The organism is Micromonospora sp. NPDC000668 (genome assembly GCF_042897975.1).
In the GTDB taxonomy this organism is placed as follows: Bacteria; Actinomycetota; Actinomycetes; order Mycobacteriales; family Micromonosporaceae; genus Micromonospora.
This window is the reverse complement of sequence record NZ_JBIAYP010000002.1, coordinates 1,275,265-1,291,194: the sequence shown is the minus strand read 5'-3', so window position 1 is coordinate 1,291,194 and position 15,930 is coordinate 1,275,265. Positions and strand designations below refer to the sequence as shown.

The following is a 15,930-nucleotide window of genomic DNA, read 5'->3' as shown; positions in this document are numbered from 1 at the left end:
GCCGTACCCGCCGGGCCGGTCCGGACCGTCTCCGCCCGGCACTTCATGCGGCTCAAGCTGCGGGTGATGGGCAACAACTTCCGGGGGCAGGGCTGGCGGGTCGCGCTGTTCATCGGCGGTGCACTGGTCGGGCTCTGGTTCGCCGCCGCTGGCTTCTTCCTCTTCGCGGTGCCCGGCTTGACGGACAACGGCCGGTACGCGGTGCTGATCGCGGCGGCCGGTGGCGGTCTGCTGGTGCTCGGCTGGCTGCTCATGCCGCTGGTCTTCTTCGGGGTGGACGAGACGCTGGACCCGGCCCGGTTCGCGCTGCTGCCGCTGTCCCGACGCACGCTGGTCACCGGCCTCTTCGCCGCGGCTCTGATCAGCGTGCCGGTGCTGGCGGTGCTGATCGCGTCGTTCGGGCTGGTGCTCACCGCCTGGGCGCTGGGTGGTTGGTCCGCCGGTCTGGTGGCCGTGCTCGGCGTGATCGGTGGACTGCTGCTCTGCGTGGCCGCCAGCCGGGCGGTGACCAGCGCCTTCGCCACCATGCTGCGGTCCCGCCGCGTGCGTGACCTGGCGGCCGTGCTGCTGGCGGTGGTCGCCGCGCTGCTCGGCCCGTTGCAGGTCTTCGGCCTCGCCGCGCTGCGGGAGACGGACTGGACACGGCTGACCGGGGTGGCGACCGTGATCGGCTGGACCCCGTTCGGCGCGCCGTGGACCGCCGGCATCGACGTGGCCCAGGGCCGGGTCTGGGCCGCTCCGCTCAAGCTGCTGATCACGGTGGTGGCGCTCGGTGCCCTGCTGGCCTGGTGGTCGCGGTCGCTGGAGTCGGCGATGGTGGGGGCAGTGAGCGCCGGTAAGGCCCCCGCCCAGCGCGACATCACCGCTGGCGCGGTCGCCCAACTGTTTCCCCGGGTCGCCGGCTGGGCCCGTCGGGACCGGTTCGGGGCACTGGTCGCCCGGGAGGCCCGCTACTGGTGGCGGGACGCCCGACGCCGGGCCAACCTGATCACGATCGCGGTGGTCGGCATCTTCGTGCCGGTGATGATCAACCTTGGTGGCGCGGGGTTCGCGGTCGAGGACGAGCAGGGTCTGACGACGAGTGCCGCCGACAGCTCACCGGTCCTGGTCACCCTCTCCATGCTCTTCGTCGGCGTGCTCGCCTCGGTCACCCTGGCCAACCAGTTCGGCTTCGACGGCAGCGCGTACGCCGTGAACGTGGTGGCCGGGGTGCCCGGCCGGGTGGAGCTGCGCGCCCGGATGACGGCCTTCTCGCTGTACGTGCTGCCGATGCTGGCGGTCGTCGCGGTGGTCCTGTCGGTGGTGCTCGGCCGCCCGGGCTGGATCGGCCTGACGGCCGGCAGCCTGGCCGCCACCTACGGTGCCGGGCTGGCAGTGAACAGCTTCGTCTCGGTGCTCGGGGCGTACTCGCTGCCGGAGACGAGCAACCCGTTCGCGATGAACAGCGGTGCGGGTATCGCGAAGGGCCTGCTCACCCTGCTGGCCATGGTCATCTCGGCAGTCGTCGCGGTGCCGATGGTGGTGGCCGCGGCGCTGCTCGGCGACGTGTGGCTCTGGTTGGCCCTGCCGGTCGGTGCGGCGTACGGGTTGGGCGCGGCGTTGTTGGGCGCGTATCTGGCCGGCGACGTGCTGGACCGCCGGCAGCCGGAGCTGCTGGCCACCGTCACCCCGCGCCGCTGAGCACGAGGCCGGGCGGAACGGCCGGCTCTCCCGCTCGACGTGGGGTGGCGGGGTCACAATGTTTCACGTGAATCATGATCCGGGTGCCGAGATCCACCACACCGACCCGTTCGCGGTGCCGGCCGGGCAGCGATCGCCGGTACGCCGGCTGCGCGGTCGGCTCGCCGCGCCGGTGACCCTCTGGACGGCGCCCGGCCCAGCCGGGCTGACCGTCTCGTCCACTCTCGTCGCCGAGGGTGAGCCGGACCGGCTGCTCGGGCTGATCGACCCCGAGTCCGACCTGTGGGCCGCTGTGGAGGAGGCCGGCCGGTTCGCGGTGGCGCCGCTCGGCCCGCCGCACCGGCAGCTCGCCGACCGGTTCGCCGGCCTCTTCCCCGCTCCGGGTGGGCTCTTCGCCACCGGTTCCTGGCTCGACACGCCGTACGGGCCGGTCCCCTCCGACGCTGGCGGGTGGGCCGGGTGCCGGCTGGACACCGCCCGGGAATGCGGGTGGGCACTGCTGGTGGAGGCCACGATCGAGGCGGTCGACCTGGCCGAGGATGGCTCCCCGCTGCTGCACTACCGCGGTCGCTACCACGAGCTGCCGGGCTGACCAGCCGGCCCGGCGGCTGACCGCGTCGACCCACCGGTCACCGGAGTGACCTGGGTCACTCGGCGCAGCCAGCCAACCGCTCGGCGCACTCGCCGACCGGCATCGATCTCGCCCTTCCCCGGCAGGGAGCGCGCTCTCTACGGTGCGCGAAACTCCCCCGACGCCTGTGAAGGTGGTGATCCACAGATGTCCACGGACACACCCGCGCCGACCGCTTCCCAACCGGACAAGTATCTGGCCGTACAACGGTCGGACGAGTTCGCCGGGCTGCGGCGCGCGCTGCGCGGCTTCGTCTTCCCGATGACCGTCGCGTTCTTCCTGTGGTACGCGCTCTACGTCATTCTCTCCGCGTACGCCCGGGACTTCATGGGCACGAAGCTGTTCGGCAGCAACATCAACGTCGCGCTGATCTTCGGCCTGCTCCAGTTCGTCTCCACGTTCGTGATCGCCTGGCTCTACTCCCGGTACGCCGACCGGAAGATCGACCCGGTCGCCGACCGGATCCGCGCCGAGATCGGGGAGGTGACCCATGAGCATGGTCCTCGCGGCTGAGGCGGGCAACCACACCGCCCGCAACCTGACCATCACGCTCTTCCTGGTCTTCGTGGCGGTCACCCTGGCCATCACCATCTGGGCCAGCCGGCAGACCAAGACGGCGACCGACTTCTACGCGGGTGGCCGGTCCTTCTCCGGTTTCCAGAACGGCATGGCGATCGGTGGCGACTACATGTCGGCCGCCTCGTTCCTCGGCATCGCCGGCATCATCGCGCTCTACGGCTACGACGGCTTCCTCTACTCGATCGGCTTCCTGGTCGCCTGGCTGGTAGCCCTGCTGCTGGTCGCGGAGCTGCTGCGTAACTCGGGCCGCTACACGATGGCGGACGTGCTGGCCTTCCGGATGCGTCAGCGTCCGGTGCGTACGGCGGCGGCGGTCTCCACCATCACGGTGTCGATCTTCTACCTGCTGGCTCAGATGGTGGGTGCCGGCGCGCTGGTCGCGCTGCTGCTCGGCATCCGGCCGGGGACGACCTTCCTCGGCATGGACGCGGCCACCGCCAAGGTGGCCACCATCATCATGGTCGGCGCCCTGATGATCATCTACGTCACCGTGGGCGGCATGAAGGGCACCACCTACGTGCAGATCGTCAAGGCGTTCCTGCTGATGGGCGGCGCGCTGGTGATGACCCTGCTGGTGCTGGCGAAGTACAAGTTCAACCTGTCCTCGCTGCTCGGTGACGCCGCAGCCTCCTCCGGCAAGGGCAGCGCGTTCCTCGAACCAGGGTTGCGCTACGGCGTCGAGGTGGCCGGCAACGCCACACAGACCTTCTACAACAAGGTCGACCTGCTCTCCCTCGGCATCGCCCTGGTGCTCGGCACCGCCGGCCTGCCGCACATCCTGATCCGCTTCTACACCGTGCCGACCGCGAAGGCGGCGCGGAAGAGCGTGCTCTGGGCGATCGGCATCATCGGCACCTTCTACCTGCTCACCCTGGCCCTCGGCTTCGGCGCCGCAGCGCTGGTCGGGAGCGAGGCGATCACCGCGCAGGACAAGGCCGGCAACACCGCCGCGCCACAGTTGGCCGAGGCGCTCGGCATCGACTTCCTCGGCGGCGATCTCGGTGGGGCGGCCCTGCTGGCGATCATCGCGGCGGTCGCCTTCGCCACCATCCTGGCGGTGGTCGCCGGGTTGACCCTGGCATCGTCGTCCAGCCTGGCGCATGACTTCTACGCGAATGTCATGAAGAGGGGCGAGGCGTCGGAGCGACAGGAGGTACGGGTTGCCCGGATCTCCGCCCTGGTGATCGGCGCGGTCTCGATCGCCTTGTCGATCTACGCGCAGAACCTGAACGTGGCGTTCCTGGTGGCGCTGGCCTTCGCGGTCGCCGCCTCGGGCAACCTGCCGGCGATCCTCTACAGCCTGTTCTGGCGGCGGTTCAACACCTCCGGCGCGGTCTGGGCGATCTACGGCGGTCTGCTCTCGGCCGTACTGCTGGTGTTCTTCTCGCCGGTGGTCTCCGGCGCGGCCACCTCGATGTTCCCGGATCACGACTGGCAGTGGTTCCCGCTGTCCAACCCGGGCATCATCTCCATCCCGTTCGGCTTCCTCTGCGGGTGGATCGGCACGCTCATCTCCAAGGAGCACGACGAGGAGAAGTACGCGGAGCTGGAGGTACGCGCCCTCACCGGCGCCGGCGCCCACTGACCGCGGCACCTGTGAAGAAGGGCCCCCTGTACGAGGCCAGGCGTCAACAGGGGGCCCTTCCGCAATTCCGGGGATCGGTAGGCTGACCGGCATGAAGGTTGCTGAGCGCTTCGGTTCCGGTCATCGCGTCCTCGTCACCGGCGGCGCCGGATTCGTCCCGTCGCACCTGGTGGACGCCCTGATCGCCCGAGGCTGCACGGTGGTGGCGCTGGACAACTTCGTCACCGGCTCCAAGGAGAACGTCGCCCACCTGCTGGACCGGTCAACCTTCACCCTGGTCGAGGCGGACATCTCCGACGGCCTGCCGACCCACCACCCGGCGCTGGCCGAGCGCTTCGACGCGATCCTGCACATGGCCTCGCCGGCCAGCCCCACCGATTTCGCCCAACTGCCGGTGGAGATCCTCCGGGTCGGCTCGGTGGGCACCCTGCACCTGCTGGAGCGCGCGGTCGCCGACGGTGCCCGGTTCCTGATGGCCTCCACCTCCGAGGCGTACGGAGACCCGAAGGAGCACCCGCAGCGCGAGACCTACTGGGGCAATGTCAACCCGATCGGGGTACGCAGCGTCTACGACGAGGCGAAGCGCTTCTCCGAGGCGGCCACCATGGCGTACCACCGCTACCGCGGGCTCGACGGGGCGATCGTCCGGATCTTCAACACGTACGGCCCGCGGATGCGCCCGGACGACGGTCGGGCCATCCCCACCTTCATCTCCCAGGCGCTGCGCGGCGAGCCGATCACCGTGCACGGCACCGGCAACCAGACCCGGTCCATCTGCTTCGTCGAGGATCTGGTTCGGGGCATCCTGCTGCTGCTCGACTCGACCGAGACCGGGCCGATCAACTGCGGCACCGAGCACGAGCTCACCATGCGGCAACTGGCTGAGTTGATCGTGTCGCTCTCCGACAGCAGCTCAGAGGTGACCTACATCACTCGAAGCGCCGACGACCCGGAGATGCGCCGCCCCGACCTGACCCTCGCCCGCGAACTGCTCGGATACGAGCCGACCGTGGCGCCCGAAGACGGCCTGCGACGCACGATCGAGTACTTCCGCGCGCGGCTAGGGTAACCAGCCGGCGACTCGCTGCCGGTCGCTGAACGCCGCCTGAAGGCGGCAGTGGCTCGCGCTACGTACCCTGAGTTACATGTCAGCGACCTCGTCTGCCGGCGCCCCGTACCCGTATCTGCACCGCAGCGCCGGGCGCGCGTCGGTGCCCGGCCCCGACCGGGGCGCCTCCGGGCGCGCCCGCCCGAGCGAGGCGCGCTGGTACCCGTCGTACGACGAGGAGCCGCCCCGGCCGGGTGGCCCGGACGGACCGAGAGGGCCTGGCGGCCCGGGCGGACCGGGCGGCGCCGGCAGGCCGGGCCGGCGCGGCCCACGGCCACGCTGGGGCCGGATCGGCCTGGTAGCCGGCATCGCGGTGCTGGTGCTGGCCCTGCTCGGCGGCATCGGCGCCTGGTTGTACGCCCGCAACCTCAACAACGACCTGGCCCGGACCGATCCGTTCGCGCAGATCACCGGTGGTCGGCCGGCCAAGACCGTCGACGGCGCGCTCAACATCCTGCTGGTCGGCAGCGACTCCCGGGACCCGGACGCGCCGGTCGACGCGAAGAGCCAGTGGCGGGCCGACACGATCATCGTGATGCACATCCCGGCCGACCACCAGAAGGCGTACCTGGTCTCCATCCCTCGTGACCTCTACGTGCCGATCCCGGAGAGCGCCGGCGCGGACTGCGACTCGGGCCAGCGCGCGAAGATCAACGCGGCGTTCGCGTTCGGCGGGCTGCCGCTGGCGGTCCGCACCGTGGAGTGCTTCAGCGACGTCCGCATCGACCACGTGATGGCCATCGACTTCGCCGGCTTCAAGCAGGTCACCGACGCCCTCGGCGGGGTCGACCTGAAGGTGGAGCGGACCATCACCTCGATCCACAAGCCGTACCGGACGTTCACCAAGGGCACCAACCACATGAACGGCGCGGAAGCGCTCGACTGGATCCGGCAGCGCAAGCAGTTCCCGGACGGCGACTTCGCCCGGATGAGGCACCAGCAGGAGTTCCTCCGGGCGTTGCTGGACAAGGCGGCGAGCACTGGCACGTTGGCCAACCCGAAGAAGCTCAACGACTTCCTCCAGTCGGTGACCGCGGCCGCCACGGTCGACGAGGGGTTCTCGGTGACGGACATGGCGCTGCAGTTCCGCAGCCTGCGCGGCCAGAACCTCACCTTCGTGACCAGCCCGAACTCGGGTAGCGAGACGATCAACGGCGAGTCGGTGGTGGTCTCCGACCGGGAGAAGGCGCTGGCGATGTACCGGGCCATGTCGTCGGACACCATGGCGGACTGGGTCAAGGCGAACCCGCCGAAGGGCGCCAACGGCGGCTGACCGGCCCGGCCGCCGACCTCGGCGGTACGACCCGCGGCGACCGGGCTGGCCGCCCGACCGACGGCCGGCCGATCGGGTCATCGAATGGCGACGATCGACCGACCCCGGGAAATCGGCGTCCGGATTGCCCTGGGATGAACTCGCCAAGTCGAAATGATGTACGTACAGTGGTGCCGCCCCCCTCCTGATCACGAGCTGGAGCACGCATGCCGGTTCAGGCCAGCCGTCGCCCTTCGTCCGCCGCGCCCAGCGGCCGGATCTCCTCGTCCATACCCGTGCAGCCGGGTCCCGGGGGCGGCGGACCGGGCGGTCGCCCGCCCGGCGGCGGAGGCCGGTCGGGCGGCGGCGGCGGTGCAGCGAAGAAGCGGCCCCGGCGCAAGGATCCGCTCTGGGCCCGGTTGACCGTCATCTTCGGTGCCGTGCTGATGCTCAGCAGCGGTGTGGCCATCGTCGGCAGCAAGGTGCTGATCGGCCAGGCGACCGGCGACATCGCGCAGCGCGACCTGCTGGGCGGGGCCGGCAAGTCAGACGCCGAGGGCGGGGCGAGCCTGGACGGCCCGATCGACATGCTGCTGCTCGGCGTGGACGCGCGTGAGCGCTGGGCCGCCGACGATGTCCGCTCGGACAGCATCATCATCCTGCACATTCCGGCCTCGCACGACCAGGCGTACCTGATCTCGATCCCCCGGGACACCGAGGCGCAGATCCCGGCGTTCCCGAAGAGCGGCTTCAACGGTGGCACCGACAAGATCAACGCCGCATTCCAGATCGGCGCCCGCAACGGCGGCGGCTGGGAGGGTGGAGCCCAACTGATGGCGCAGACGATCAAGCGACTCACCGGGGTCACCTTCGACGGTGCCGCGATCATCAACTTCGGTGGGTTCAAGGGCGTCATCGACGCCCTCGGCACGGTGCGGATCTGCGTGGGCGAGGAGGTCACGTCGATCCACATGAAGTATGTCGACGGTAAGCCCATGTGGAACGCCGACGCCAAGAAGACCGGCAAGACGATGAAGCCCGTCGTGCACAAGAAGGGCTGCCAGGAGATGGAGGGCTGGGCGGCGCTCGACTACGCACGGCAGCGCAAGACCCTCCGCAACGGCGACTACGACCGGCAGCAGAACCAGCAGCAGCTGATCAAGGCGATGGCCAAGAAGGCCACCGACGGCGGCATGTTGACCAACCCCGCGAAGCTCCAGCAGCTGATCAAGGCGGCCGGCAAGGCATTCGTGCTGGACACCGGCGGCGCCGACATCGAGGATCTCATCTTCACGATGCGCGGCGTCACCGCGAACGAGCTGACCATGCTCAAGACCAACAGCGGCACCTTCCACGGCAACGGCAACGGCAGTGAGGGCTTGAACGCCGAGACGTTGGAGATGTTCCAGGCTCTCAAGAAGGACAAGCTCGCGGAATTCGTCTTCAACCACCCCCAGGTGATGTCCACCCGAAAGTGACGGCCCTCAGCCGGCCGGAAGTCGCGAAACTCCGGCGACCACTCAGTCACCGCCCGTAGCCTGACGTGAGCAGGTTTCACGTATCGGCTGCGGGGAGGCGGTCACGTCCAGGTGGGGACGGAACGCAGCGGGGCGGGACGGCGAGGCTCGACCCGCCCGGTCGCGTCGCGCCCGCGGGTCGCGGATCCTGCTCGGCGTCGGCCTGGCCCTCGTCCTGCTGGCCGGCCTCGCCGTGGTCGGGCTCAAGACGCTCAGCCACCGGTACGACCGCACGGTGACCAAGGAGCAGTTGCTCGACCCCGACGCCCGCACCGAGCGGACCGACCTGGACCAGGCACTCAACTACCTGCTGGTCGGCTCCGACCGGCGGCCCGGCGACAGCGGGCCGGACCAACGCTCGGACACCATCCTCATCGTGCATGTGCCGGCCGGGCGGCGGGAGGCGTACCTGGTATCCATCCCGCGTGACCTGCTGGTCGCCATCCCGCCCGCGAACGGCTTCGGCGGCGGGCAGGACAAGATCAATGCGGCGTACGAGCACGGCGGCGGCGGGCAGGCCGGCGTCCAACTGCTCTCCGCCACCCTGAACCGGCTCACCGGTATCCGGTTCGACGGCGCCGCGCTGATCGACTTCTCCGGTTTCCGGAAGGTGATCGACCTGCTCGGCGGGGTGCAGATGTGCGTGGACACCGAGGTCCGCTCGATCCACACCAAACGGGTCTTCCCCACCGGCTGCCAGCAGATGGACGGAGCGCAGGCGCTGGACTACGTACGGCAGCGCTACGACCTGCCCGGCGGCGACTACGACCGGCAGCACCACCAGCAACAACTGCTCCGGGCGATGCTGGACAGCGCCGGCCAGGCGGACCTGCGCAGCGACCCGGTCAAGCTGGACCGGGTGCTCCGGGCGGTCGGCGGCTCGTTGACCGTCGACACCAACGGCGTACCCCTGGAGGACCTGCTCCTCGCGCTGCGCGCGCTGCCGCCCGACGGGATGCGCGGCGTCCAGGTGCCCTCGTCGCCGCAGACCATCGACGAGGTCTCGTACGTGGTGCTGGACAACAACGGCAACGGGCTCTTCGAGGCCGTACGCGGCACTCAGGTGCCGACCTGGGCCCAGGCCAACCCGCGGTGGGTGACCCGGTTGTGATAGGTCAGACGGCCCGGTCGGTGCCGATCCGGCCGATGAGGATCTAGTGTTGCTTCCTGTGTTCGGACCCCAGGTTCCCACCGTGCCCGTGACCGAGATCGCCGACGACACCTACCTGCTCGACGTGCGGGAAGGCGACGAGTGGGCGGCCGGCCACGCCCCCGCCGCTCACCACCTGCCGATGATGGAGCTGCCGGCGCGGCTGGCCGAGGTGCCCACCGACCGGGACGTGGCGATCATCTGCCGCTCCGGCGGGCGCTCCGCCCAGGTCGTCGCCTACCTGGTCAACAACGGCTGGGAGCAGGTGCGTAACGCCGACGGCGGTATGCGCCAGTGGGCCGCCGTCGGCCGCCCTGTGGTGGACGCGAACGGGCAGCCCGGTCAGGTCATCTGAGGCCGCGGGGATGGGCGGGCCTCTGGTCTTCGCGCACCGCGGCGCCTCGTACGACCTTCCGGAGCACACTCTCGCCGCCTACCTCCGCGCCCTCGACGAGGGCGCGGACGGCCTGGAGTGCGACGTCCGGCTGACCCGGGACGGGCATCTGGTCTGCGTGCACGACCGGCGGTTGGACCGCACCAGCAACGGCCGTGGCCTGGTCAGCGCGCGTACCCTCGCCGAGCTGGAGGCGCTGGACTTCGGCTCGTGGCATCCGGGCAGCGCGCCGAGCGGTGACCTTCCGCCGGACGAGTCACACACCCGGCTGCTGACCCTGGCCCGGCTGCTGGACGCGGTGCTGGCCGCCGGCCGGCCGGTCCGGCTGCTGGTGGAGACGAAGCACCCGTCCCGCTACGGCTCGAACGTGGAGCGGCGGCTGGTCGCCCTGCTGCGCCGGTACGGGCTGGCCGATCCGGCGCCGGACGACCCGGTCCAGGTCACCGTCATGTCGTTCTCCCCGCTGGCGCTGCGGCGGGTCCGCGAGCTGGCTCCGACGCTGCCGACGGTCCTGTTGCTGGAGGTGCTGCCGCGCTGGCTGCGGCTGGGCCGGCTGCCGTTCGGTGCCCGCGTCGCCGGGCCGGGCATCGGCCTGGTCCGGGCCCGGCCGCAACTGCTGCCCGCGCTGCGCGCGGCCGGCAACGAGGTGTACGTCTGGACGGTCAACGAACCGGCCGACCTGGAGCTGGTGCTGGCCGCCGGGGTGGACGGAATCATCACCGATCGACCGGCGCAGGCCCTGGCCCGGCTGGACCGCTGACCAGCACCCGCCGGGCGGGGGTGCCGAAACCCGGGTCGGCGGGGCACACTCGGCACATGCCGGAGCGTATCGATTTCCCCGCTCTCATCGCCGGCCACACCATCGTGATCGAGATGATCAACTCTGGGGACGCCGGCCTGCCGGTCCTCACCCAACTGCTCCGGGTGGCCCAGCCGGCGCTCGGCGCGGCCGGCATGGCGTTCGCCGAGTTCGGCCCGACCGGTGGCCGGGTGATCGCCGCGACCGGTGCGGTGGAGTGGACCCTCGGCCGGCCGCTGCCGGCCGACGATCCGGACACCATCGGCCTGCTCTCCGGGCCCCGGGTCCGCCATGCCCGGGTCGACCACCTCAGCGGCAAGCTCGCCGGCGAGTTGGCCGGCAGCGGGCTGCGGCAGATGGTGGTGTCCCGGGCGGAGATCGGCGGCCACACCGTCGGCAGCCTGCACGCGCTCTACCCGGGCGACGACGAGCCGAGCGCCGAGCAGCAGGGGGTGATCGCCTACCTGGCCTCCTGCGTCGGGCACATGTACGGCGACCAGACCGGGCTGCCGGTGCACGGCGACGGGCCGGTGGTGGCGGCGCTCGCCGACGGGCTGGCCGTGGTCGACCGCGACGGGCACGTCCGGCTCTGGAACCCGGCCGCCGCCCAGGTCACCGGCCGGGAGGCCGAGCAGGCGCTGAGCCGCCCGCTACCGTTCCCGCTGCCGCCCTCAGGCCAGGTCCGCGACCACCGGCTGCCGGACGGGCGCTGGCTACGGATCACCTCCGGCGAGCTGCCCGGTCCGGGCACACTGCGCGTGGTCACCTTCCGCGACATCACCGACCAGCAGCGCCGGGATCACGACCGGGAGCTGTTCGTCGCGGTGACCAGCCACGAGCTGCGCACCCCGGTCACCGTCATCAAGGGGTACGCGGACACCCTCACCGACCACTGGGAGTCGTTGACCGAGACCGACCGGCGGCAGGCCGCACGGGTGATCGGGCAGCGCGCCAACGAGCTGGCCCGGCTGGTCGACCGGCTGCTCTCCTCGGCCGCCGAGGTGGGGCCGGGGGACGACCCGCCCACCCCGTTCGACCTCGGCGAGGCGCTGCGTTCCGCAGTCGTCGACCTGCCGGCGGAGCTGCGCCGCCGATTGGTGCTCCGCCTCCCGGCCGACCTGCCCAAGGCGCTCGGCCACCGGCCCAGCCTGGCCACCGTTCTCACCGAGCTGGCGACCAACGCCGGCAAGTACTCGGCACCGGACTCACCGATCGAGATCACCGCGGCGGTCGACGGTCAGCTGGTGGCGTTCCGGGTCAGCGACCGGGGCATCGGCATCCGACCGGAGCACGTGGAGCGGGCGTTCGACCGGTTCTGGCAGGGCGAGTCGGGCGACCGGCGCGGCTACCCGGGCGCGGGGCTCGGCCTCTATCTCGTCCGACGGATCGTTGAACAACAGAATGGATGGGTATCCCTACGTCCGAGGACCGGCGGCGGTACGGTCGCAGAGGTGCGGCTACCGCGCGGTTGACCAGCGGTGGCGCGACGTGGAGGCGACGGTGGCAGGGGCAGCGAGGGATCGGGCATGGTGCGTGGTGGTCCCGCACCACCCCGCCGGGGCACGGCTGGCTCGGCAACGGCTCGCCGGCGACCTGGCGGACGTCGTACCCCCGACGCTCCTCGCGGACCTGATCGCGGTGCTCGCCGAGCTGGTGGGCAACGCGGTGCGACACGCCCGACCGCTGCCCGGCGGCGTGGTCCGGGTGGCCTGGCGGTTGCGGCCCTCGGCCGACGGCCCGCGGATCCAGCTGCGGGTGACCGACGGCGGTGCGGGCACCGGGCCTCGGATCCGGACGGCCGACCCCGACGCGGCGGACGGGCGGGGGCTGCACATCGTTGCCGGCCTGGCGACCCGGTGGGGCGTCGAGCGGGACGGTCTGGGCCAACGCGTCTGGGCCGAGTTCGACCCGATCCCGACGACCCGGCCCGACCTGGTGAGGGCGGGCTGAGCGACGACTCGGGGCGGGTCCCGCCCACGACGAGCCCGTCGGGCCTCTAGGCTGTGACGCCGTGAGCAAGCGTCGAAAGAGCCAGCGCACCGCCGCCGACACCGCCCCCCGCAGGGACAAGGTGCGGGACATCTTCGTGCCGCGACCGTTCGAGGGGCTGGTCGACGAGCCCGAGTGGATCGCGCTGCGCGAGCTGGTCCCCGCCGCCTCCGCGCCGCTGCGGCTGGCACCCGCCCTGGTCGAGGAGTTCGGGGACCGGCCGGCCACGCTGGCCACGGTGCTGCCGATGGCCGCCCCGGCGATGACCAAGCCGGACGGCCGGGTGTTCATCGGCCTGCAACGCCACCAGCAGTCCGGCGACGTCTCCCGGGATCTGGCCGAGGCGCTACTGTGCGCGCTGCGGACCGAGCCGGGCGACCAGGTGGCCGTGCCGCCGCTACCCGGCCCCGGCCCCCGGCTGCAGGACATCCTCGTGGACGGCCCGCTGGAGATCACCATGCACGACGGGTTCGAGTTCTGGCTCGACCCCGGCGCCACGGACGACCCGAACGTGCAGGCGTCGCTGGAGCGGGCGAACGCGGCGATCTACCCGACGGTGCGGCTGACCGCTGCGAAGGCCGCGTACTGGTGTCAGGTCCCGGAGAAGGCGCACGTGCGCTGGGTGCTGCCGGACGACGAGGACGCCGCCCTGGACGCGCTGGCCCGGCTCGGCGCGGCTGGCACGCTGACGCTCGGCGAGCAGACCAAGTTCGCCGGCATGTTCCGGGCGCACGGCCGGCTGGTACCGGTCTGGGACCTGCCGGAGGAGACTCCGGCGACCGACTGGGAGGACCCGGTCGCTCAGTTCGCCAAGCGGTACGCGGAGGCGCTCGCCGTCACCGCCCCGCTGGACGCCGCCGGCCGCCGTGCCCGCCAGGGACTGCTCGGCCGCCAACTCACCCTGCGCTGAGCCCGGGAGGGCCCGGCCGTCCGGCTGGAACCCGGCCCGGGCGGCCCGGCCGCTCACCCGGCGACGGGCAGCGGGTCGCGGACGATCGGGCAGGACATGCAGCGCGGGCCACCCCGGCCGGAGCCCAGCTCCGAGCCTGCGATCGGGATCAACTCGATGCCGGCCCGCTCCAACTGGGCGTTGGTCTCGGTGTTGCGTTCGTACCCGACGCAGAGCCGGGGTGCCAGGGCGAGGGTGTTGTTGCCGTCGTCCCACTGCTCGCGTTCCGCGGTCACCGGGTCCAGCCCGGTGTCGATGACCCGGAGCTGGTCGAGGTCCATCGCGTCGGCGGCGGCCCGTAGGAACGGCGCGGGGCCGTCCACCCGCGGGTCCTCGCCGTCCGCGCCGGCGATGACGGTGTACGCGGAGAGCGCGCTGGCGATGTTCGGATACATCAGCACGGCGTCCACGTCGACCATCGTGCAGACGGTGTCCAGGTGCATCGTGGCGCGCTTCTGTGCGATCGGCACCACCAGGATGGTGTGGGCGAGCCCGGCGGCGAAGACCTGCCGGCCGAGGCGTTCCGCACCGGCCGGTGTGGTCCGCTCGCCCACCCCGACCGCCAGCACTCCGGGGGCGAGCAGCAGCACGTCCCCGCCCTCCAGGTGCTCCAGGTGCGGGCGGTAGACGAACTCGGTGCCGGCGAAGCGCGGGTGGTGGCGGTAGATGGCGTCGGTCAGCGTGGTCTCCCGACGGCGCGCCGGCATGGCCAGGCTGGTGACACCGACCCGATCACCGATCCACAGCGACGAGTCCCGGGTGAACAGCAGGTTGGGCAGCGGGTCGATGACGAAGTCGTGCCGGTCCATCAGGGTGTAGACCAGCCCACCCGGCCGCTCCGAGCTGATCCGCAGCTCCTCGTGGGCCAGCCCGGCGGTGAGCACGTCGGCCAGCGCGGCCGGGTCCAGGTAGGAGAGATGGTCGGCGACCCGGGCGCGGAGGGTGTCGCCGAGCCGGCGGGAGCGCAGCACCTGCTCGGTCAGTTCGGCTCGGGCGTCCGCGACGGCCAGTGTCTCGGCCAACAGGGTGGCCAGGTAGAGCACCTCGACCCCGCGCTCGCGCAGTGCGGCGGCGAACGCGTCGTGCTCCTCCTGGGCGCGGCCGACCCAGGGGATCGCGTCGAACAGGAGGGAGTCGTTGTTGCGGGGGGTGAGCCGGGCCAGTTCCGGGCCGGGCCGGTGCAGCAGTACGGTGCCGAGCCGGCCGACTTCGCTGTCGACGTAGTGGGTCACTCCCGCAGCGTAGGGCAGGGTTTGGCGGCATCCGAGAAAAGAACTGTGGATGAATATGGCATTCATCCACAGTCACTCCGGCGTTCCGGCTTGCCGAACACCGGGAGTGACGACGTAGGGTAGTGAGGACATAACTTTCGAGGGACCTTTTGCCGGAGGTCGCGATGACTGTCTTTCCCGCACGACGAGCCGTACCGACCGCCCGGGCACTGCCGCCCGTCGCGGTGCCCCACCCCCGCGCCGAGTCGCCGGGCGCTCTCGAACCGGTCCGTCCGACCCCGCTCGAATGGGCCCGCCGTCGTCGGGCCGAGCGGGGTGCCCGTCGACTGGAGGCGGCCGGAGCGCGGGCGCTCGGCCAACTCGACCACCTCGGGCCGGCCTGGCACGTCATCGAGTGGCCCCGCACCGACGTGGCGGACGTCCTGCTCGATCGCGGCCAGGACGAGCGTGCCGGGTTCCTCGCCATCGGGCCGAGCGGCCTGTTCGCGGTGACCGTCGCCGACCACGGCCGGGCCCGGGTGCTCGTCGCCGGGGACGTCGTGCAGATCAACGGCAAGCGGCCGTCGTACGTGGCCGAGGCCCGCCGGGACGCGAAGCGGGCCAGCAAGGCCCTCTCCGACGCGGTGGGGCTGCCCGTTCCGGTGACGCCGGTGCTGACCTTCGTCGGCTCCGGCGTGATCAGCGTCTACGGCCTGCCGAAGGACTGTCTGATGGCCACCCACCGGGAGTTGGACCGGCTCCTCGTGGCTGGCGGCAGCCGGATCAGCCCGGCCACCGCCGAGAAGCTGTCCCGGGTCGCGCAACACCCCGGCACCTGGCTGAACGGCACGTACCGTCCAACGGCCGACTACCGGTGGTATGACGAGGGCCGAACGGCCGCTGACAAGCCGGCCCACCGCCGGTAACGTCACCGGCGACGCCACGCGGCTTCCGGTCCCCCCGTCTACCCCACCCGGTTCCGCGCCGTCACCGGCCGCCCCGGCTCACGGCAGCGCGGTCCGGTGGTGGCCCGGTGCGCTCGGTGGTTCCGTCGGCGACCCGCTAGCGTGGACAGTCCGTCGGTGT

At 71.6% G+C, this 15,930-nt stretch carries 14 protein-coding genes and 1 pseudogene; 14 read left to right on the top strand and 1 reads right to left on the bottom strand.

Annotated features, from left to right (window positions below):
• Positions 1-45 precede the first annotated feature (45 nt).
• The 13 genes and pseudogenes from ACFY29_RS15585 (at position 46) to ACFY29_RS15525 (ending at position 13,594) form a co-directional block, all read left to right on the top strand.
• Positions 46-1,680, top strand: a complete 1,635-nt coding sequence (locus ACFY29_RS15585; protein ID WP_386986811.1) for an ABC transporter permease — start codon at positions 46-48, stop codon at positions 1,678-1,680.
• Positions 1,681-1,732: 52 nt separating this feature from the next.
• Positions 1,733-2,272: pseudogene (locus ACFY29_RS15580) on the top strand (flavin reductase family protein); the annotation flags it as partial.
• A gap of 186 nt (positions 2,273-2,458) precedes the next feature.
• A complete protein-coding gene (locus tag ACFY29_RS15575; RefSeq protein ID WP_386986379.1) occupies positions 2,459-2,824 on the top strand; it encodes a DUF485 domain-containing protein in 366 nt (121 codons plus the stop codon).
• The gene (locus ACFY29_RS15570; protein WP_328421847.1) at positions 2,802-4,475 is read left to right on the top strand and encodes a cation acetate symporter; all 1,674 of its coding nucleotides are present in this window, start codon (positions 2,802-2,804) and stop codon (positions 4,473-4,475) included. Before ACFY29_RS15575 ends, ACFY29_RS15570 begins: the two co-directional genes overlap by 23 nt.
• A gap of 91 nt (positions 4,476-4,566) precedes the next feature.
• Positions 4,567-5,544 (top strand): NAD-dependent epimerase/dehydratase family protein, encoded by a 978-nt coding sequence (locus tag ACFY29_RS15565; protein ID WP_386986376.1) that lies wholly within the window; start codon positions 4,567-4,569, stop codon positions 5,542-5,544.
• A 76-nt stretch (positions 5,545-5,620) separates the two neighbouring features.
• Positions 5,621-6,856, top strand: a complete 1,236-nt coding sequence (locus tag ACFY29_RS15560) for an LCP family protein (protein ID WP_386986374.1) — start codon at positions 5,621-5,623, stop codon at positions 6,854-6,856.
• A gap of 206 nt (positions 6,857-7,062) precedes the next feature.
• Positions 7,063-8,313, top strand: a complete 1,251-nt coding sequence (locus ACFY29_RS15555) for an LCP family protein (protein WP_386986371.1) — start codon at positions 7,063-7,065, stop codon at positions 8,311-8,313.
• 187 nt (positions 8,314-8,500) lie between these two features.
• Positions 8,501-9,463: an LCP family protein gene (locus ACFY29_RS15550; protein WP_386986808.1), complete on the top strand. Its 963-nt coding sequence runs from the start codon at positions 8,501-8,503 to the stop codon at positions 9,461-9,463.
• A gap of 58 nt (positions 9,464-9,521) precedes the next feature.
• Complete coding sequence (locus ACFY29_RS15545; RefSeq protein WP_386986369.1) at positions 9,522-9,857, top strand: rhodanese-like domain-containing protein; 336 nt, start codon at positions 9,522-9,524, stop codon at positions 9,855-9,857.
• A 10-nt stretch (positions 9,858-9,867) separates the two neighbouring features.
• A complete protein-coding gene (locus ACFY29_RS15540) occupies positions 9,868-10,656 on the top strand; it encodes a glycerophosphodiester phosphodiesterase family protein (RefSeq protein WP_328421863.1) in 789 nt (262 codons plus the stop codon).
• A gap of 56 nt (positions 10,657-10,712) precedes the next feature.
• Complete coding sequence (locus ACFY29_RS15535) at positions 10,713-12,167, top strand: ATP-binding protein (RefSeq protein WP_386986366.1); 1,455 nt, start codon at positions 10,713-10,715, stop codon at positions 12,165-12,167.
• 61 nt (positions 12,168-12,228) lie between these two features.
• Positions 12,229-12,645 (top strand): ATP-binding protein, encoded by a 417-nt coding sequence (locus tag ACFY29_RS15530; protein WP_386986805.1) that lies wholly within the window; start codon positions 12,229-12,231, stop codon positions 12,643-12,645.
• Positions 12,646-12,706: 61 nt separating this feature from the next.
• Entirely contained in the window at positions 12,707-13,594 is an 888-nt protein-coding gene (locus ACFY29_RS15525) for a DUF5926 family protein (RefSeq protein WP_386986363.1), read from the top strand.
• Positions 13,595-13,647: 53 nt separating this feature from the next.
• Here the strand turns inward: ACFY29_RS15525 and ACFY29_RS15520 are convergent, their stop codons facing one another.
• A complete protein-coding gene (locus ACFY29_RS15520) occupies positions 13,648-14,865 on the bottom strand; it encodes an arginine deiminase (RefSeq protein ID WP_355601252.1) in 1,218 nt (405 codons plus the stop codon).
• Positions 14,866-15,029: 164 nt separating this feature from the next.
• Here ACFY29_RS15520 and ACFY29_RS15515 point away from each other — a divergent pair, with 164 nt between their 5' ends.
• A complete protein-coding gene (locus ACFY29_RS15515) occupies positions 15,030-15,770 on the top strand; it encodes a hypothetical protein (protein WP_328421871.1) in 741 nt (246 codons plus the stop codon).
• Positions 15,771-15,930: the final 160 nt, after the last annotated feature.

Bases quoted from the DNA above. Each gene is read 5' to 3' on its own strand.
- ACFY29_RS15535 (WP_386986366.1), top strand. From the start codon at position 10,713: ATGCCGGAGCGTATCGATTTCCCCGCTCTCATCGCCGGCCACACCATC.
- ACFY29_RS15515 (WP_328421871.1), top strand. From the start codon at position 15,030: ATGACTGTCTTTCCCGCACGACGAGCCGTACCGACCGCCCGGGCACTG.
- ACFY29_RS15585 (WP_386986811.1), top strand. From the start codon at position 46: ATGCGGCTCAAGCTGCGGGTGATGGGCAACAACTTCCGGGGGCAGGGC.
- ACFY29_RS15565 (WP_386986376.1), top strand. From the start codon at position 4,567: ATGAAGGTTGCTGAGCGCTTCGGTTCCGGTCATCGCGTCCTCGTCACC.
- ACFY29_RS15540 (WP_328421863.1), top strand. From the start codon at position 9,868: ATGGGCGGGCCTCTGGTCTTCGCGCACCGCGGCGCCTCGTACGACCTT.
- ACFY29_RS15555 (WP_386986371.1), top strand. From the start codon at position 7,063: ATGCCGGTTCAGGCCAGCCGTCGCCCTTCGTCCGCCGCGCCCAGCGGC.
- ACFY29_RS15570 (WP_328421847.1), top strand. From the start codon at position 2,802: ATGAGCATGGTCCTCGCGGCTGAGGCGGGCAACCACACCGCCCGCAAC.
- ACFY29_RS15575 (WP_386986379.1), top strand. From the start codon at position 2,459: ATGTCCACGGACACACCCGCGCCGACCGCTTCCCAACCGGACAAGTAT.
- ACFY29_RS15560 (WP_386986374.1), top strand. From the start codon at position 5,621: ATGTCAGCGACCTCGTCTGCCGGCGCCCCGTACCCGTATCTGCACCGC.